This is a genomic window from uncultured Nostoc sp. (genome assembly GCF_964247315.1).
Classification (GTDB): domain Bacteria; phylum Cyanobacteriota; class Cyanobacteriia; order Cyanobacteriales; family Nostocaceae; genus Nostoc.
Map to the genome: position 1 here is coordinate 76050 of NZ_CAXTTT010000001.1, position 18696 is coordinate 94745.

Below are 18696 nucleotides of genomic sequence, written 5' to 3' on the forward strand. Positions count from 1 at the left end.
ACGCTGTGATATCCTGGTTGTGCAACCAGCCTCAAAGGTTGGAGTTTCTCCAGTGTTCCTGGGTACCATATTCATATTCTATCGTGTCTACCGCTTCTTACTGGACATCTCCTGATTTTTCTCAAGCTGCCTTCATTGCGAACAATGCTGTTGTTATGGGTTCGGTAAATATAGCAACAGGAGTGAGCATTTGGTATGGAGCAGTGGTGAGGGCAGATGTAGAACGGATTGAAATTGGCGAATGCACAAATATTCAGGATGGTGCAATTTTACATGGTGATGCTGGTTTTCCAACAATCTTAGAAGATCATGTTACCGTAGGGCATCGCGCTGTGGTACATTCTGCTTACATTGAGCGTGGAAGTTTGATTGGCATTGGCGCAGTGATTTTAGATGGAGTACGAGTGGGTACTGGTAGCATTATTGGTGCTGGCGCAGTGGTAACTAAAAATGTACCGCCTTTGTCGCTAGTTGTCGGTATTCCTGGTAAAGTATTACGCCAAGTAACAGACGTTGAAGCCGCAGAACTGATTGAACACGCTAAACGTTACCAAAAGTTAGCTTTAGTTCATGCTGGTAAGGGTAGTGATATTGGTTTTAGCAAGGCTTAGGGAGTGGGGAGTGGGAAGTAGGGGAAGCAGGGAGAGATGAGGGACAAGAATTAATAACCAATGCCCAATGCCCTTCAGGAGTGCTGAGTGCTGAGTGCTGAGTGGGGAATCTCACTTCTTTACTCGTTTGCCGAGGAACTCGAAACGGGCTAAATGCCTCGCTGACGCTAACGGAACTGTTTTGCCCCATGCCTAATGCCCCATCAATTAAACATTCTTTACATTTAGATTTGGAAAAATTGCCCACTTCAGCTAAAAATAAAAATGAGAGCTGTTGACAAAACTTTAATTTCTACTTAAGAGAGGGGTTCTAGATATGGATATCGATTTTCGTATAGCGATCGTTTTAGCACCAGTTGCAATTGCTGCTGGCTGGGCAGTCTTTAATATTGGCGCTGCGGCTCTAAGACAAATTCAAGGTTTTTTGGATAGGGAAGCCTAAATTCATTAATCGGGCATGGGGACATTGGGCACTTGTACTGAGTGAAGCCGAAGTATTGGGCATTGGGTTTAGTAGTCTCCCTTGTCCCCCTTGTCCCTTTGTGTCTTACCCTGCGAGAAGCTAAAGCTACATCTTTCCCAGTCTTTTTATTCAATTTTGAATTTTGAATTTTGAATTGATTTCTCTCCACTTCCCCTTCCTTGGATATTGATTCTGTAATACAACCTCTCCAACGCTTTGGTGTCCATTTGGGACTTGATCGCATTGTCAATCTATTGGCAAATCTCGGCAATCCCCATCACCAAGTCCCGATAATTCATGTTGCTGGCACTAATGGCAAAGGTTCAGTCTGTGCCTATCTTTCCTCGGTACTCACTGAGGCTGGTTATCGTACAGGACGCTACACTTCCCCCCATTTAGTTGATTGGACGGAACGTATTTGTCTGAACGAACAACCAATTTACTCAGAGGAATTGAGTCAATTATTAGAAAAAGTCCAAGCGGTTATTCGCCCTGATGACGAATCGGCAACTCAGTTTGAAGTAATTACGGCTGCTGCTTGGTTATATTTTGCCCAGCAAAAAGTTGATGTGGCTGTGGTAGAAGTCGGGCTAGGAGGACGCTTAGATGCTACCAATGTCTGCTTAGAACCTTTGGTTACGCTCATTACTTCCATTAGCCGGGAACACTGGCAGCAACTTGGCCCTACCATCGCTGATATTGCTAGAGAAAAAGCAGGTATTCTCAAACCTGGATGTCCCGTTGTGGTTGGGCCATTACCACCAGAGGCAGACAAAGTGGTGCGATCGCGTGCCTTAGAATTACAATGCCCGATTTTTACGCCTCAACCCGCCCGTCAAATCGCTACAGAATGGGCAGAATATCAAACAATTCAAAATTCTAATTTAATTAAATATCCGTTGCCGTTAGCGGGACAAATTCAGTTAACTAATTCAGCTTTGGCTTTAGCTGCTTTAGAAATTCTCCAACAACAGGGTTGGCAGATTTCAGAAGAAGCCATAATTAACGGTATGGCAAAAACTAAATGGCCAGGGCGGATGCAATGGACTACTTGGAACAACCATAAATTATTACTTGATGGCGCTCATAATACCGCCGCCGCCCAAGTTCTCCGCCAGTATGTCGATAGCTTAGATGCAGTTAACCACAAGCCCGTCAATTGGGTTATAGGAATGTTTGCCGATAAGGATCATACTGATATTTTTACCGCCTTACTGCGACCAGGCGATCGCCTTTTTCTAGTGCCAATACCAGTAGAACCTTGGCCAGGTAGAACTTCTGCGGATCTAGACTACTTATCAAACCTAGCTTACAGCCTCTGTCCCCAATTAAGCGATCGCCAAATCCATCCAGATTTACTCACAGCATTAGAGACTGCAACCTCAACCACTACTACAGAAGATTTAATCGTTTTGTGTGGTTCCCTTTATTTAGTAGGCAACTTTTTAGCAACCACTGATATCATTCGTAAATCATAATTACGAATTACGAATTACGAATTACGAATTACGAATTTACCTTTGATTCCATTCTTGCGCCGCATCTTCTACGGCTTTATCTACAGTCTTCTCGCCTAACATTGCTGCTTGCAAATTTTCGTAAACAGCCTTTTGCAGTTTATTAAAATCCTTCAAAGTAGGCGTTAATATTTCTGCCTTTGCCAGTTCTTTAGCACTCATAACTCGCGCTTTTTCTATTGTTGAAGCATTAGCTGGAACATCTTTAAAGTAAGTATCAGATAATGCTTTGATTGTAGAAGGTAGGACATTTGCAGCTTTAGCGAAGGCTAACTGATTTTCGTCATTGGTGACAAATAAAGCAAACTTAACAGCGCCATCTGGTTGTTTGCTATCGCGGGGAATAACTATGTTCATCACCGCGACATTTTTCTTACCTGTGTCACCAGTAAGTTGAGGTGCTATTCCTGAATCTTGAGCGATTTTTGGAGCATTATTAGCGATCGTTTTTAGGAACTCTGGCCCAGAAGCTAGAAACGCCGTCTCTCCAGATTGGTATAAATCGATCGCGTGGCGATGTCCTTGGGTTAAGGCCTCTTTAGGAAGCAACCCTTTTTTATACAAGTCTACCCAATACTGAAACGCAGCTTTCCCTGGTGCTGAATTAAATGCCGCTTTCCCCTCAGCATCTATTAAGGTGACTCCCATTTGTACAAAAGATTCCAGCACTTCACCAGAATCTTGCGGTACGAAAGTTACAAAGAAGGCATATTTCCCCGTCTTGTCTTTAATTTGTTGCGCTGCTTGTGCCAATTCTGCGTAGGTTGTAGGGACTTTATTGATACCTGCCTGTTTTAATAAATCAGTGTTATAAATGGTTAGCCGTGTGGTGAGATACCAGGGAATCCCAAAACTCTTACCATTAAGCGTGCTTGCTTTCCAGATATTCGGCAGATAGGAGGAACGTACATCATTTGGGACTTTCGCATCTAAATCTAACCAGGCATTTCGTCCGGCAAGTTGGGAAGCAAAACCCGGATTCAAGTTAACTACATCAGGTGGCGTTTTTGCGGAGACAGCTGTTAATATTTTGTTCTCCATTGCCGCCCAAGGTACATCAACCCAGTTAATCTTTATACGTGGATTTTGCGATTCAAAATTCGCAATTAGGCTTTTGAAGTAGTCGGTAAATTGAGGTTGGAGTTGCATTGTCCAAAACTCAACAGTTCCCGCTCCTGAAGTAGCTTGTTTTGTACTTGTATTAACATTACCTGTACTGCAACTTACAATCCAACTGGTTAATAAGCCAAGCAGTACCAAAGCAACAAGTTGTTTAGATTTTCGCAATTGAATCATTTTCCCAGTATTTTTACGCTTGATCGGTGTGAAAAGCTTAGACAGAATTGTTGAGATTATAGGCTAAATAAATTACCCGTAAAGACGTAATATATAACGCCTTTACTGCAACAAATTTAAATTTTCAATTTAGCAGTCCAGCGGGCACAACTGTGGTAAAAAGCTTCAATAGTCTGTTTGGCAAATCGAAAAAAGGGGTAGGCATTGAACTTGCTCCCGAACGGGTGAATGTTGTTCAGCTACGCAAGCAGGGTCAAGGCTTGAAACTAGAAATCTATACATCGGTAGCAGTTCCAGAAGGGATAGTTATCGATGGTCAAATCAGCGACCCTCCAGCAATGGCGCAATTAATCCAGCAAGCGCTAGCTGAGAGCAAAATCAAAACTTCTCACGTTGCTACTGGTGTACCAGGACGAGATTCTATTGTTCGGATTATACCAGTGCCAGCAGAGTTAGATGATAAAGAACTCCGAGAAATGGTGCTGAACCATGAAGCAGGTTTGTATTTACCCTATCCTCGTGAAGAGGCTGATGTAGATTATCAGAAACTTGGGTATTTTGTAGATGAAGATGGCATTGAAAAAGTACACGTACTCTTAGTTGCCACCCGCAAGGAGATAACGGATACCTATATAAGTACCTTCGAGCAGGCAGGATTACAAATTGATGTTTTAGAAATTAACAGTTTTGCTCTGATTCGGACTATTCGCGAACAACTGCGACAATTTGGCCCGCAAGAAGCAGCAGTACTAGTTGATATCGAGTTCGATAGTACAGAAATAGCCATCATTGTTAACGGAGTGCCGCAATTTTCGCGCACAGTCCCAATCGGGACTTATCAAATGCAAACTGCCTTAGCAAGGGCAATGAGCTTACCTACATCACGAGATATGGAACTGTTACACGGAATGGTTATTCCTGCAACTCCTATAGACGGCGGCAAAACTGGCGTTACCGAACTCGATCCTGGTATGGCTGCCATATTAAGAGTCTTGGGAGAACTAACGGATGAATTGCGCCGTTCCATCGATTTTTACCTGAATCAAAGTGAAAATTTGGAGGTAGCGCAGATTTTATTAGCTGGGCCAGGAGGTGGACTTCAACAGCTAGATGAATTTTTTACCCAACGATTGAGCTTGCCAACTACCCAAATAGATCCAATCGGGTCTTTGTCCTTGCAAGTGGACACTGATAAATATCCACAGGTACAACGCTCTGGCTTGGCGATTGTACTAGGTCTAGGAATGCGGGAGGTGTAACAAAATGTACAGCCTAGATGTTAACTTTCTTAAAGACCGCCCAGCATACCAGCCAAATCCAGAGAGAAAGGGAGGAATAGCCCTAAAATTTCCTACGGGAGATTTGACACTACTGTATGTCGGAGTTGCAGTAGGTGTAGGTTTTCCAGCTTTATTAGGAGTTGGTTGGTGGTTCCTGCAAGGGAAGATTGTTGAATTAGATGGTCAGATAGCACAACTAGACCAAGAAAGCAAGAGATTAGATACAGAAATAGGAAATATTAACAATATCAAAGCCGAGACAAACGCAATTAAAGGGGAAACCCAAGCTTTAGTAACTGTATTTGACCAGATTCGTCCTTGGTCAGCAATGCTGCAAGATTTGCGCGATCGCATCCCAACGGCAGTGCAAATCGAGAACATCAAGCAAATCCCACCTGTAGCGGTAGCGGCAGGTCAGCCACCAAATAATCCCGCAGGGGGATTAGAAATTAACGGATTGGCTCGTTCTTTTAATGATGTCAATGATTTCTTATTGAGTTTACAACAGTCTCAGTTTTTAAAGCCCACAGAAACCAGAATTATGACAGCAACGTTAGTAGATGCTCCCTTAACATCAAGTGCGAGTCAATCTTCTAATGATGTAACAATTAAGCAACCTCAAGTAGTTAAATACACTATTCAATCAAGCATGAACAACGTTCCAGCATCGGAATTAATTCGAGAGTTGGAAAAAAAAGGCACAGTGGGGTTAGTAACTCGAATTCGTAATATGCAACAAACAGGAGTCATTTCAAAATGACGCTGAGTGATGATTTAAATTTTGCCGAACAAGGTGGGGAATTCGATCCGGCAACGCCAGCCGCACCTGTGGTATTTGGTATTGCCTTCACACCAAAAATTATTGGGATCTTGGTGGGGGTAGTTGGTTTAGCGGGAGCAGCTTATATATTTTTAAACCTGCTGATGCCAGCTTGGGAAAGCTATCAACAGCAGCAAGCCAAAAGCTCTGAACTGCAAGCGCAAATTGAGCAAAAGAAAGCCAATATCAAACAGATTGACAAAGTTAAAGACGAGCTAGCACACGCAAAGCAGCAAAAAGTTCAGGTTTTAAGTTTATTTGCTAACGAAAAAACCTTAGATACATTGCTATTGGATTTAAACCGCTTAATTGAGTCTGGCAATACTGCAACTTCTATTAATGCAGTAAGAGCCAAACTGAAGAAATATGTGCCGATTTCCCAAAAACCAGAACCAATTACCGATGGAAGTCTAGGACTAGAGGTTAACGGCAAGCTGCAACGCAGTACTATCAGTGCTGAGATTACAGCAACTTATGAACAAACACAATCGATAATTCGTAACATTGAGCGGTTACAGCCTTTGTTAATAGTTAAAGATTATCAAGCAACTTTGGCTCCAGCAGAGACAAGATCCCCATTAGATAAAACGCCGATGCAGGTTGGCCCCGCAGCGATTAATACATCATTCCAGTTACAGGTATTGATGCCACTTAGTCCAGAAGAAATAGCCGCAGCAGCTAAAGCTGCTCCGAAAAAGTAATCAAATTAGAGCCAGGACAAATAGAATTCGCGGCTACACAAGCGTAGACAAAGCCTTCCCGCAAACTAAGGAAATAATTGAGGGTTTTGAAACTCACATTCGCCCTTGGCGTTACCGCAGGGTAGGTGGGTAAAGTCTCGTATAGTCAAGCCAGTGCAATCTTCTCCAAAAAGGAGAGGCTAACGCCAATAGGGTTTCCCTCATAAGCAATTGGCGTGTGGTTTCTAACCGCCTACTCAAAATTGTTTGTAAACAAAGTTTTATAAGGTGAGGAATGAACTGTGAAACAGCTTCACGGTAATAGTTTTATTTTAGGTACTGCCGCTTTTGCATTTTTGGCAGCTCAACCAGTTTGGGCACAAATGAGCCAAGTTACTGGTGTCCAATTAAATCCAGCTAATGGTGGAGTTAGTGTTGTTTTGAAAACTTCTTCCGGGTCGCGCCCCCAAGTTTTCACTACAAAAAGAGGCAAGGCTTTAGTCGCAGATGTTATCAATACTCAATTACGATTACCACAAGGTAATAGTTTTCGTCAAGATAGCCCAGCACCAGGAATTGCGTCTGTTGAGGTTAATCAGCTTGATGCTAATAGCATCCGAGTGACGGTAACTGGCAGCAACAACACACCTAGCAGTCAACCGGTGATGCGATCGCCAAATGGAATTACACTCAGCTTTAGCCCTTCAACAGGCACTACAGCATCAGCACCAACCCCAACAGCCCCAATATCCACAGCACCACCTGTTACTACTCCAGCCCAACCGGGTCAAAAGCCAGATGTTCTCGTTCCTAACCCGCAAGTCACCATTGACGGACAACCTGCACAAGCTGCTGGGCCAGGTCAACCTCTGAGTCAGGCTCCACCATTCTTACCTCGAGCCGTTGCCCCACCAGTGGGAGATATTGCTATTTCGGCTACCGATGCTTCTCCTAGCACTGTTGACTTAGCAACTCAGGAACGTGTACCCCGCCTAGTACTGCGAGATGCCCCAGTACGTGAAGTTTTGTCATTGCTTGCTCGTGCTGCTGGTTTGAACTTGGCTTACGTAGGAGGTGAGCAAGGTGCCGCTGCTAATGCACCAGCAGTTTCTCAAACAATCTCGCTAGATATAGAAAATGAGCCAGTGCAAGATGTGTTTAACTACGTTTTGCGCCTGAGTGGTTTAGAAGCTAATCGCAGTGGTCGTACAGTTTTTGTCGGGGCTAAATTACCTAATGCTACGCGTGATATGGTTGTACGTAGTATGCGACTCAATCAGGTAACGGTGGGAACCGCTCTGAATTTTTTGGTTGGCTTGGGGGCAGAAAGTGCCGTCAGCCGCGAACGACAAGTTACCAGTGTTAGTGCCGTAGCCGTGGGTAATACGGCTGCTCCCATCACCCAAACTCAGACAACCACGGAAACCAGACTAGAAACCCAACGCGCTAATTTTCAAGACTCTAGTCCATTACTAAGAGGTTTACAGGCATTAGGAGACGAGCGCACCAATTCCCTAACCTTAATTGGCCCTCCTAGACTGATTGAGATTGCGATGGCTCAACTAACTCAGCTTGATATCCGCCGTCGTCAAGTGGTAGTCAACGTTAAGATTATTGATGTCAACCTCTCAAACATTCAAGACTACAACACTAGCTTTTCTTTTGGGGTTGGTAACAACTACTTTAGCAATGATGGTGGTGTCGCAACTCTAAATTTTGGTGGTGCCAGAACACCTACTAGTAGTGAAGTAAGAAGTAGCGTTACTAGTACACCAACGATTCTAGATCCAAGAGCTGCTTTGACTCCTGCATACAGGTTCACCAAGTCTCTTCTCACTAGCTTGCAGGCTCAGGTTACAAATGGCAATGCCAAGATTTTGACCGACCCAACCTTAATTGTACAAGAAGGTCAACAGGCTCTGGTCAATCTTACTCAAGAAGTAGTGGGAAATATAACCCTCCAAACAACAGATACTTCTGGTGGTTCTAGGACAGAAAGAACAATTGAGAAACAAAAAGTGGGCTTAACCTTGAACGTAAAAATTGAGCGGATTGACGATAATGGGTTCGTCTCTCTATCCATTGCTCCTACTGTCAGCGCTCCTTCCGCCTCACAAGATACAGGAAATGGACAAATTGTTTTAGTGTCTGAGCGCTCTCTTACTTCTGGCTTAATTCGTTTACGAGATGGTCAAACACTAGTCCTGAGTGGTATAATTCAAGACCAAGACCGGACAGCTGTCTCCAAAATTCCTATCTTAGGCGATCTTCCGCTGATTGGTTCACTATTTAGAAGTACAAACAGGCAGAACCAGCGTCAAGAGGTGATTGTATTACTCACACCTCAGATTATGGATGACTCTGAGAACTCCTCCTACGGCTATAACTACGCCCCCAGCCCCGAAGTGCGGCAAATCCTTGAGCGTCGGGGGTTGAAGGTTCCTGGTAGGTAATAAAGATGATAAGCAGGTGAGTTAACTCTGCTAAAGGCTCAGATACCCGACTTCTTAAAGAAGCCGGGTATCTTCTTTTTTACGAGTAGGTTTAAGTTTAAATGTCATTCTAGAATAAAACTACCCAATTACAATAGAAGTAACAGTATTGGGTGAACACTAATGAGTTCAGAACAAGAGTTATTAACAAAGTGGCGTTCTCTTCCACAAAAAAAACAAAGAGAAGTTTTAGATTTTGTTGAATTTCTTGGTTTGAAAAACTCTGCAAATAAAATCCCTTTGGGAGAACGTTTGCAGCAAATTCGTATTAGGATTGTTGGTTCTGATAAACTGTTTTTGTGATCGAGATACTTTCCCCTAATGACAGCTTAAAAATAACTCAGAAGAAGATGCAAGAGTATATCGAAAATGGTTGTCGTCTAGGTTGGTTGATCAACCGAAAAAAACAGGAAGTAGAAATTTATCGTCCAGGACCAGATGTGGAAGTTTTAAAATTTCCTCAAAATCTTTCCGGTGAAAATATTTTACCTAGTTTTGTACTTAATATACAACGAATTTGGTAAAAGTTTCGGTGTGTGAATTTCAGTTCTCATATACTATAAAAAGATTTGAAAAAATATAAGTTTTCAGCTTGTAAACCAAGATTCAATAGATAATGTTCTTACTTGTTGAATACGTTGAAAGTCGCTATCGGCTGAGACAATAGTGAGATTTTGTTGCAGAGCAATAGAAGCAATCCACAAATCATTTTCATCAAAACCTAAATCAGCTATTTTAGTTTTTCTGCGTTTACTTTTTTCTTTTGGTGCAAATTGATTGAATAAAGCAGCTTTGAGTTGACCATAAGTATTAGCAGTTTCCTGGTCAATATTGTAAATATAAATACCTGTAATAAAATTTCTTACTAATGCTAAATTAATTTGTTGTTTTTGAGAACGTGCTGCCATATCTATTAATTCTCCCTGCACAATGACACAAGTTGAAACTAGACTGTTTTCAATCTCAGCAAGGCGACTTAATATATTGACATTACCTAAAATAGCTAGACTACAGTGATTTGTATCGATTAGCTACATTATTCAAAAGGATTATCTTCATTAAACTCTGCTTGACCACGGCTAGCAATTACTAGCTTCAGACACTCCTCTAAGTCGTCACCTTCCCAAGTACCTATAGTTTTCAAATGTTCTAAAAGTGTGCTTCCTGTAGAATGAACAGTAGTATGACTAGCAGATTCTACTAGATGTTGTGTTGATTGCACTTGGGTTTCCTTTGTTTTCAAAAAACGTAAAAAATTAAGTGTTTCAGTCAAAAGTGCATCTGGTGCTGATTCGATTTCTTTGATAAGTTGTTCTTTTATTTTCATATTCACGCTTCTTTAACTGACATTTTTTAGTAGCATAAAACAGCAAATAGATTTGTGGCTACGTTAGTAAACTTCCAGCTTGAAAAATCTGTTCAGCGGTTAAATTCAATTCCGGGAAAGTAGGCGAGACTATGTTAGCGCTGCCTCTAAATTGAGTAACTTGGTATTCACCATCGATTAATTGATAAATAGATATAGTAGGCTGTTTGGGATTGTCAGTGAACTTTTTAGCACCTAGACCGAGATAATCTACAACCCAGTATTCAGGAATCCCAATACTCTCATACTTACCCTGTTTTGTGTAGTAGTCATCATCCCAGTTGTTACTAACTACCTCAACTACTAAAGGAATTGATGCTGCAAGGCTTACAGTTGATTCTTTTTTCCATAGCGGCTCATTTATCAAATTAGGGCGATTGAGTAATAGCACATCTGGGGAGTAGCCAGATTCCGACTTAGTTGGTTTTACCAGCGAAGTTTTGGGGATTGTATAAGGTAAATTTAATCGGTCAAATTCTACTATTAGTTTTCTTGCTACAAAACCTACAACATCTTCATGGTCTCCGACTGGTTGTGCCATTTCAACAATCACGCCATCATGTAATTCGTATCTTCCGCCTTCGGGCCGCCATGCTGCAAAATCTTCAAAGGTTACTAGTTTGGGTATGACTTGAGTCATAATTTATCGCCCTTAGTAGTCGTTTCGGTCATACCGCTTCTTTGCCTTGGCTCGATTCACATTCAACCTTAACAGTAATATTAATGGGTACAGTACTGGAAAAGGTTTGTTGCAAAGAACTGAACTATGGTGGCAATAACAACATCCGCAGAAAATAGGGTTTTACTCCACAACATCAGCTGGCAAACTTTTAAAACCATGCTGGCTGAAATGGGTTCAGATCGTAACTCCCGACTGGCTTATGACAATGGAACCGTAGAAATTATAATCCCACTGATGCCGCACGAGAACTCAAACCGTGTAATTGAAGGTTTTGTTGGCGTACTGTGCGAAGAGTTGGGCTGGGAAATTAGACGCGCTGGTTCATTAACTTTAACGCGGGATGATTTGCAGCGGGGAGCCGAGCCAGATAGTAGCTACTACATCCAAAATGAAGCATTAGTTCGAGATAAAGAAAATATTGACCTCGCCACCGACCCGCCCCCTGATTTGGTGCTTGAAGTGGAATATTCCAGGTCTGCAATAGACAAGCTGAGGCTTTATGCTGCGATGGGAGTTCCTGAATTTTGGCGTTATAACGGCAGTGTGTTGCGAGTCTACACGCTTGTAAGTGGGCAATACTCAGAAGTCGAAACCAGCCCTACTTTTGCGCCTGTGCCAGTGAAGGAGATTCCTCAATTTATCCAAGAAGCGAAGAAGAATGGGGAAATTGCTACTACTCGTGCTTTTCGGGCTTGGGTGCAACAAAAAATTTCTGCTAGGGATTGACTCACTCCGGCATTTTTCTTATAAGGGACTTGCAAAAAATAAATAATCCCAAAGTAGATGGAGACAGTTAGAGGCGTAACGGATGCACCAGAAGAAGTTGTTGCAGCGATCGCCCCACAAATGTTAAGAAAGATGTGACTAATGGATAGCCTTGTAGGGGAGAAGCTTTAATTTTTACCCCTTTCCGACTAAAGAAGCTTCCTATGGGGTTAAATTTCGCATTGGATTTTCCACATCACATGAAAAGTGAGCAAAATCCCCGACTTTTTAGAGAGATCGCGAACCTGAGCCTTCAATTTCCATAAAAATTGGTTAATCTCAGCAATAACTCTTCAACATCGGTAATGAATGCCAACAAACGTTGACCATTTCCCACCTCCTGACTCCCCTGTTTTTTTGCAATTACGGGATTTACTAAGTATTTTTTCCTACTTTTGAGGTGGTTTTTAACGAAACAAGTACCCTAAAATTACAAAAAATCCTGAAATCTATATAAATTAATGGTTTCATCTATCCACATCAGGCTACAACACCTTAGAATGATTCATTGAAAAGTCGAGCCGATGGGATGTACAGCCGTTTTGAGTAAAAATACTCCCAAAGGCTGATTTTTGTATATCCGCAAGCAAAGATTTCAGTACGGATGTATTAATGTGCGTCCGTACTAAAATCTCAAGTAAACCTTCAGGAGTTTGACATGAACAAAGGTGAATTAGTTGATGCCGTGGCTGAAAAGGCTAGTGTTACCAAGAAACAAGCAGATGCAGTCTTAACTGCCGCTTTGGAAACGATTATTGAAGCGGTTTCCTCTGGTGATAAGGTAACGTTGGTGGGATTTGGCTCATTTGAATCACGGGAACGTAAAGCCCGTGAAGGTCGCAACCCGAAAACAAATGAAAAAATGGAAATTCCAGCGACGAGGGTTCCTGCCTTTTCGGCAGGAAAACTGTTTAGAGAAAAGGTAGCACCCCCAAAAGCATAGGTTCTGTCTTCGGGAACCCTTTTTTAATGCGGCAACCTGCACACGGGGGAAATTTAGCCTGGGCAGCAGCACTGGCTGGCTGTCCCCCTGATGCTATTCTGGATTTTTCTGCTAGCATCAGCCCGTTGGGACCTCCAAATAGCGCGATCGCTGCTATTAAGTCCCAAATTGGTAATCTTAAGCACTATCCAGATCCAAATTATAGTGAACTGAGACTAGCTCTCAGTCACTTCCATCAACTGCCGTCTGAGTGGATTCTGCCGGGTAACGGCTCCGCAGAATTACTCACTTTAATCGGTAGGGAATTAGCTCAATTAGCCGCAACAATTTTAATCACTCCAGCCTTTGGCGACTACTACCGAACCTTGGCAGCGTACAACGCTAAAGTGCTGGAGTGTCCCCTGATTAGTTCTGAGCGACGAGTGCCGAGTGCTGAGTTACTAGTTTTACTCAGCACTCAGCACGGGCTAAACCCTAGCTTTCCGCTAACAGCACGGGCTAAACGCCCCGCTTCCGCTAACAGCACTCACTGTGGACTATTGCTGAATAACCCCCACAACCCAACCGGAAAGCTATTTTCGCGGGAGTCTATTTTGCCCTACCTGGAGCAATTTGCTTTGGTTGTGGTGGATGAAGCATTTATGGATTTTGTGCCGCCCAATGAGGAACAAAGCCTGATTTCGGTGGTGCAGGAATATCCAAATTTAGTAGTGTTGCGATCGCTGACCAAATTTTACAGTCTCCCAGGACTGCGATTGGGATATGCGATCGCACATCCTGACTGCCTAGCTAAATGGCAGCTATGGCGCGATCCTTGGCCTGTAAACACGCTAGCGGTGGCGGCGGCAATTGCAGCACTCCAGGATACGGAGTTTCAGCAGCAAACTTGGGAATGGCTACCACCTGCACGAAACCAACTATTTCAGGGTTTAAATGAAATCCCAGGATTTCAACCCCAAGCAAGTGCTGCTAACTTTTTACTGGTTGAGTCCCAAGAATCTACTTCCCAGTTACAGCAACAATTACTCAAGTATCACCAGATTTTAATCCGCGATTGCCTTAGTTTTAAAGAACTAGGCGATCGCTTTTTCCGGGTTGCTGTACGTGAAGAGTCCGATAACCAACGCTTACTAACAGCATTAAGCTCAATGCTAAGTGAGGAGTGGGGAGTAGGGTAGATGAGGGAGATGAGCTAATTTTTCATTCTCCTTCATGCCCAATGACAAATGACAAATGACAAATGACAATTGACTACGATGTTGTAATTATTGGCGGCAGTCTTGCTGGATACTACGCTGCCCTTGCTGCAACCCAACTACGTGCTAAAGTAGCCCTGGTACAACCCAAAGTAGACTACGGGTTTACTCATCACCATGCTCTTACCGAAATTGGTAAACTAGCACAGAAGTTGAAGGATGCGGCTGGTTTTAGTATTCATGCCACACACACTGATACCTCAGAAGAATGCCACATATCTATGGCATGGCAAGAAGCGATGCTGTATGCTCAATGCGTCGCCTCAAATCTCCAAGAACAGCATTCCCCTGCCATCTTAGCTGCGCAGGGAGTCGATGTGCTCGTTGGCAGTGGTCAATTTCAATCTTTACCCCAATTGGCTTTTGCCGTTAACAATCGCCTACTACGCGCTCGTACTTATTTGCTGGCTAGTGGTTCGCGTCCAGAAATTCCTGAGATTGAAGGATTGCAAACCACTGGCTATCTAACCCTTTCTAATATTTGGCAATCCTTACAGGGAACGACATTACCCAAAAATTGGGTAATTATCGGTGGAATTCCCCAAAGCATTGAAATCGCTCAAACTTTAGCAAGATTTGGTTGCAGTGTGACGCTGGTAGTCAAGCATCCTTATGTTCTTCCATATCTAGACCCTGAGATAGCCATATTGCTTCAGGCGCAGTTGGAAGTCGAAGGTGTACGCGTTCTCACCAAAAAACTAGTAACTCAGGTGAGGCTAATTGAGAATAAAAAGTGGATTCAAGCAGGAGATAAGGCCATTGAAACTGATGAAATTTTAGTGGCGACTGGACAACAGCCGAATCTTGAATCTTTAAATCTGGCAACAGTAGGTGTGAAATGGCATCGGCGTAGCTTAGTTGTGAATGATAAGCTGCAAACCACTAACCACCGCATTTATGCTTGTGGTGATGTAATTGGTGGTTACGACTTTGCCAATATCGCTAATTATGAAGCAAAAATTGCGCTGAAGAATGCACTCTTTTTCCCCAGGTTGCGAGTAGATTATCGCTCCATTCCTTGGGCGATGTTTTCTGTGCCGATGCTGGCACAAGTGGGTTTGACAGAGGCACAGGCAAAACGCCTATTTAGCCGAGATAAAATTTTAGTTTTGCGACAATATTTTAAAACAGTGGCAGCAGCCCAACTTCGGGACGAAACCACTGGTATGTGTAAATTAATTGTGCTAGACAACGGCGAAATTTTGGGAGCTTCGATATTGGGGGGAGAAGCTGGCGAATTAATTAATTTGATTGCCCTAGCAATATCACAAAAAATTAAAGTCAAACATCTAGCAAATTTATCTCCTGCCTATCCCAGTTTCTCAGAAATTTTGGAACGAACTGCAAGAGAGTGGAGTAAGCAAAAGTTAAATACCAACATTCCTTTGCAAGAGTTTTTAGAAAGCTTCTTCCATTTCTGCCGCAATTGAATTAGCATTTACGCACAGAGTTGTCACTATAATAACTTAAAGAAGGTGCTGATATTATTACTGACTTTGCAGTTCTCGCTGTCTTTGCCAATATTGACAGCACCTTGATTGCAAACGCAACGTCATCAGAATTGGGGAGTATCCCTCAAAATTGAGCTTAAAGGATGTTTTAAAAGGGTCTTTTGCTTTCATAGTTAGCACAGCCAAGCATCTCAGTACACTGCAAACTTCAAAATAGTAGTATTGTAGTATGAAGGAGTAGTACTCCAAAGTTAGGTGCTAAAAATTAGGGGTATAAATCACCGATTTAATAGTGCGATACCGATAGCACTACGTTAGCGAGCCGTCGAGCGTCACAGCCCGCCGCAGACATCGCAGTGAAATAGCCGTTTTTATTGAGAATCTACATTATGAGTGCCTGAAATTCTAGTCTTAGACTGCAAACGAGGTAATTGGGAGTGCCTTAAAAACCCTGCATGAAAATCCAAACTACTCCCGCCGCTGTTAGAGGTACGCTGAGGTTATCTGTGCCGTGGGGCGAGACTGCCTCTGCTAGGGTTGCAAAAGTAGCAGTTACCACCGCCGTCAACAATGCCCATCCTAAACTTAAAGGCGTTGCGAGGGGACTCAGCAACGAACCAGGTAGCAGTAACAGCACCAAGAAAATTACTACTGTACTCGCCACAAACATTGCTGCTGAACCTTCCCAGGAACGTATAGAACTTCCCACTTGGTATTTATGCTGCCCGAAGCGCTTACCAATTAATGCTGCTAGTGCATCACCCCAGGTCATCGCCATTATCCCTGCTACAGCAATTGGAGCGCTATCTACTGGCCCCTCTGGTCGCCACAGTAGCCCGAACAGCAGTGTCACTGAGATAGCGAAATAAACTGTACCGGGTGAGCTATCCTGGGTATCCATTGCGCCGATGATTCGGTAACGGTAAAACAGGTAGTTCAGTCCGATAAAGGTAGCAAAAGGTATAATTCCGATTTCCCAGTTTCTAAACAGTAGCAGGACGCCGAAAGCCCACATCCCTGCACCAATATGGATTACCTTGCGGGTCAAATCCGGCTTCACACCAAACAGCTTACGCAATCCCTCGCCAATCACAAGCAGACTGATAGCGTAAACATAAGAAATTGCTAGCCCGATAAAATCATTTGTCATTTGTCATTTGTCATTGGAGAAAGACTTACAGAAAGCTGCCCCTCTGCTTTGCTGGTTCACTTAGGTCGATCGCTATTTCGTCTAAAGTTCTTTTCTAGTGACGAAACGCTACCAATACCTTGAAGAATACCACGACCGATTAAACCCAAACCCCGACCAACTATTTGGGTAAGGATAAAAACTATACCGCTACCGAAAACAGCTAATAGTGATTTTAAACGCGGTGCGATCGCATCACTAAATTCTAGGAGCAATGTCACTACTAAAGGAATATTAGAAAGTTTTACTAACTCCTGATTTCGAGGAGCATAAACTGAAGTATTGGCAATGCCACGAGGCGCAATTACAAATAGCTCATACCGACTTTCAAAAACTGCTTTTGGCTCATTTATATAATTTTTTAATCTATATTTCCATGATAAATCATTTCTAAACCGTTCAATTTCTCTTGTAGAAATCAATTCACGTCCATAAAAGTTTTGCTTGATCTCTTCTACATCTGCTAAAGAATTTAACAGTGGTTGCACTACTCCATTCGCTACCTGAATCAACAAGTTCTCTAAAATCATTAATGCTTGCGACTTGGCTTCGGTGCTCACTACTGGATAGGAGGTATTATCAATGTTCAATTCTGTTTGAAATAAAAGATAAGAATACAACTCACGAATTAACGGAATTTTATTGAGAATATCTCTTTGCACAATCTCTATATTTCGCAGCAATAAATTAACAATTTCTACATTTTGATTAACTATTTTTATCCGAGAAAACTTCCCAAAAAAATTTATAATGGCTGCTTGCCATAAATCACTTATTAAGGTATTTTTTAGTTCATATAATTGATTTATCTCTATTTGAGAAGCACGCAGATCATCCAACTGTTCAGCCAATTTTTGTAAAATGAGATAAAGTAATTCTCGTTTTTTATCTTCACGAAAAATGTCAATTTCTAAAGGTATATCTGTGACATTTCTTAAAGGAAATTGAAGCTTATTAACGCAAGATGTAAACAAGGCAGATTGTAGGGTTCCCGGACTAAGTAAAGGCGATCCGGTTTGCCTTTGCTGAATGGCACTGCTTAATGGAGGAATCAAAGGCGGCTCACCAGCAACTAGAATCTGTTCCTCTTGCCTTTCTTGTGATGAAACCAACAACCGATTTAGCAACCAACGAGCCGCTAGCAGTTCTCGCCGCTGTCCAGCTAGAATGGCTCGATCTAGTACTGCTAATCCAGGAATTTGTAATTGTGCTGTTACTGCGGCTAGGGTAGCGTCAATGTTAGCAATTCCTGACAAACGCAAATTATTTCGCAGTTTAGAGAAGGGGAGTGGGGAATTAGGAGTTATTATTGCTTGCGTGTCCTGAAACCAATAGGAACCACTATCTGCAACTTCTTGCATGGCGGCGACTAACTCAGGAAGTGGTGTACCTTTGGGGCAGTAGCCATTTACACCAACAGATTTCGCAGCTAATAGCAGTCCTTGTTCTTGCACAGAACTGAGGAGCAAAATCGGTAGATTGGGATATAACGCTCTGATTTGCCGACAGAATTGTAAACCTAGCTGTTGACTAGTAGTGGAGCGACTATTACCGAATTCCAAAACTACCAAATTTACCTGATTAGGGTCTTTTTCAGCAATTTCTGCTAGAATCTGCAAGGCAATGGTGTCACTTTCTACAACTGCGATCGCTTCTAGGTTAGGAATCGCTTCTAAGGCTACCTGTAATCCTAGACGAAAAATCGGGTCTTGGTCGATTAACAATAATTTTAGAGGGCGATCGCTCATAATCCACTCAATTACATCAGCACTGTTTTTTTACCAATCAGAAAATAGCTTTGATACAAAACTTTGTCTTCCCCATTGTCACCTGTTTTCGCAAACTGATAAATCGATCATAATTGCCTTATGCAGCCTTCACTGTG

Annotated in this window: 18 protein-coding genes and 1 pseudogene; 13 read left to right on the forward strand and 6 right to left on the reverse strand. The window is 42.6% G+C overall.

The features are described from left to right. Nucleotides 1-83 precede the first annotated feature (83 nt). The 3 genes from ACFE93_RS00315 to ACFE93_RS00325 all read left to right on the forward strand — a co-directional run bounded on the left by ACFE93_RS00315 (nucleotide 84) and on the right by ACFE93_RS00325 (nucleotide 2552). A complete protein-coding gene (locus ACFE93_RS00315) occupies nucleotides 84-611 on the forward strand; it encodes a gamma carbonic anhydrase family protein (protein ID WP_375471512.1) in 528 nt (175 codons plus the stop codon). A gap of 316 nt (nucleotides 612-927) precedes the next feature. Continuing rightward, nucleotides 928-1053: a photosystem II protein Y gene (locus ACFE93_RS00320; RefSeq protein WP_229547922.1), complete on the forward strand. Its 126-nt coding sequence runs from the start codon at nucleotides 928-930 to the stop codon at nucleotides 1051-1053. A gap of 200 nt (nucleotides 1054-1253) precedes the next feature. Further along, entirely contained in the window at nucleotides 1254-2552 is a 1299-nt protein-coding gene (locus ACFE93_RS00325; RefSeq protein WP_375471513.1) for a bifunctional folylpolyglutamate synthase/dihydrofolate synthase, read from the forward strand. A 36-nt stretch (nucleotides 2553-2588) separates the two neighbouring features. Here ACFE93_RS00325 and ACFE93_RS00330 read toward each other — a convergent pair whose 3' ends face one another. After that, entirely contained in the window at nucleotides 2589-3887 is a 1299-nt protein-coding gene (locus tag ACFE93_RS00330; protein ID WP_375471514.1) for an ABC transporter substrate-binding protein, read from the reverse strand. A 152-nt stretch (nucleotides 3888-4039) separates the two neighbouring features. Here ACFE93_RS00330 and pilM point away from each other — a divergent pair, with 152 nt between their 5' ends. From pilM to ACFE93_RS00360, 6 genes and pseudogenes are all read left to right on the forward strand, one after another. Further along, a complete protein-coding gene (gene pilM / locus ACFE93_RS00335) occupies nucleotides 4040-5146 on the forward strand; it encodes a type IV pilus assembly protein PilM (protein WP_375471515.1) in 1107 nt (368 codons plus the stop codon). Between the two features lie 4 nt (nucleotides 5147-5150). Continuing rightward, nucleotides 5151-5927, forward strand: coding sequence for a PilN domain-containing protein (locus ACFE93_RS00340; protein WP_375471516.1), 777 nt, complete (start codon nucleotides 5151-5153; stop codon nucleotides 5925-5927). Next, a complete protein-coding gene (locus tag ACFE93_RS00345) occupies nucleotides 5924-6688 on the forward strand; it encodes a pilus assembly protein PilO (RefSeq protein ID WP_375471517.1) in 765 nt (254 codons plus the stop codon). Before ACFE93_RS00340 ends, ACFE93_RS00345 begins: the two co-directional genes overlap by 4 nt. A gap of 281 nt (nucleotides 6689-6969) precedes the next feature. Further along, the gene (locus tag ACFE93_RS00350; protein WP_375471518.1) at nucleotides 6970-9120 is read left to right on the forward strand and encodes an AMIN domain-containing protein; all 2151 of its coding nucleotides are present in this window, start codon (nucleotides 6970-6972) and stop codon (nucleotides 9118-9120) included. Between the two features lie 162 nt (nucleotides 9121-9282). Then, nucleotides 9283-9462, forward strand: coding sequence for a hypothetical protein (locus tag ACFE93_RS00355; RefSeq protein WP_375471519.1), 180 nt, complete (start codon nucleotides 9283-9285; stop codon nucleotides 9460-9462). Then, nucleotides 9456-9683 (forward strand): annotated as a pseudogene (locus ACFE93_RS00360) (Uma2 family endonuclease); the annotation flags it as partial. The gene ACFE93_RS00355 and the pseudogene ACFE93_RS00360, both read left to right, overlap by 7 nt. Before the next feature lie 63 nt (nucleotides 9684-9746). Here the strand turns inward: ACFE93_RS00360 and ACFE93_RS00365 are convergent. From ACFE93_RS00365 to ACFE93_RS00375, 3 genes are read right to left on the reverse strand one after another with little or no spacing between them, the layout of a single operon-like run. Next, nucleotides 9747-10187 carry a type II toxin-antitoxin system VapC family toxin gene (locus ACFE93_RS00365; protein ID WP_375471589.1) on the reverse strand — a complete coding sequence of 147 codons (441 nt, stop codon included), beginning with the start codon at nucleotides 10185-10187 and terminating at the stop codon, nucleotides 9747-9749. 8 nt (nucleotides 10188-10195) lie between these two features. Next, complete coding sequence (locus tag ACFE93_RS00370; protein ID WP_375471520.1) at nucleotides 10196-10486, reverse strand: DUF2281 domain-containing protein; 291 nt, start codon at nucleotides 10484-10486, stop codon at nucleotides 10196-10198. Between the two features lie 58 nt (nucleotides 10487-10544). Next, entirely contained in the window at nucleotides 10545-11165 is a 621-nt protein-coding gene (locus ACFE93_RS00375; RefSeq protein ID WP_375471521.1) for a Uma2 family endonuclease, read from the reverse strand. A 126-nt stretch (nucleotides 11166-11291) separates the two neighbouring features. Here ACFE93_RS00375 and ACFE93_RS00380 point away from each other — a divergent pair, with 126 nt between their 5' ends. The 4 genes from ACFE93_RS00380 to ACFE93_RS00395 all read left to right on the forward strand — a co-directional run bounded on the left by ACFE93_RS00380 (nucleotide 11292) and on the right by ACFE93_RS00395 (nucleotide 15601). Then, on the forward strand, nucleotides 11292-11933 hold the full coding sequence (locus ACFE93_RS00380) for a Uma2 family endonuclease (protein WP_375471522.1): 642 nt from the start codon (nucleotides 11292-11294) through the stop codon (nucleotides 11931-11933). Between the two features lie 697 nt (nucleotides 11934-12630). Continuing rightward, the gene (locus ACFE93_RS00385; protein ID WP_010998076.1) at nucleotides 12631-12915 is read left to right on the forward strand and encodes an HU family DNA-binding protein; all 285 of its coding nucleotides are present in this window, start codon (nucleotides 12631-12633) and stop codon (nucleotides 12913-12915) included. Nucleotides 12916-12941: 26 nt separating this feature from the next. Continuing rightward, nucleotides 12942-14093: a threonine-phosphate decarboxylase CobD gene (gene cobD, locus ACFE93_RS00390; RefSeq protein ID WP_375471523.1), complete on the forward strand. Its 1152-nt coding sequence runs from the start codon at nucleotides 12942-12944 to the stop codon at nucleotides 14091-14093. A 62-nt stretch (nucleotides 14094-14155) separates the two neighbouring features. Beyond that, nucleotides 14156-15601 carry a dihydrolipoyl dehydrogenase family protein gene (locus tag ACFE93_RS00395; protein WP_375471524.1) on the forward strand — a complete coding sequence of 482 codons (1446 nt, stop codon included), beginning with the start codon at nucleotides 14156-14158 and terminating at the stop codon, nucleotides 15599-15601. A 463-nt stretch (nucleotides 15602-16064) separates the two neighbouring features. Here the strand turns inward: ACFE93_RS00395 and ACFE93_RS00400 are convergent, their stop codons facing one another. Both ACFE93_RS00400 and ACFE93_RS00405 read right to left on the reverse strand, forming a co-directional pair. After that, entirely contained in the window at nucleotides 16065-16772 is a 708-nt protein-coding gene (locus ACFE93_RS00400) for a diacylglycerol/polyprenol kinase family protein (RefSeq protein WP_375471525.1), read from the reverse strand. A gap of 56 nt (nucleotides 16773-16828) precedes the next feature. Continuing rightward, nucleotides 16829-18559: a DUF3685 domain-containing protein gene (locus tag ACFE93_RS00405; protein ID WP_375471526.1), complete on the reverse strand. Its 1731-nt coding sequence runs from the start codon at nucleotides 18557-18559 to the stop codon at nucleotides 16829-16831. Between the last annotated feature and the right edge of the window lie 137 nt (nucleotides 18560-18696).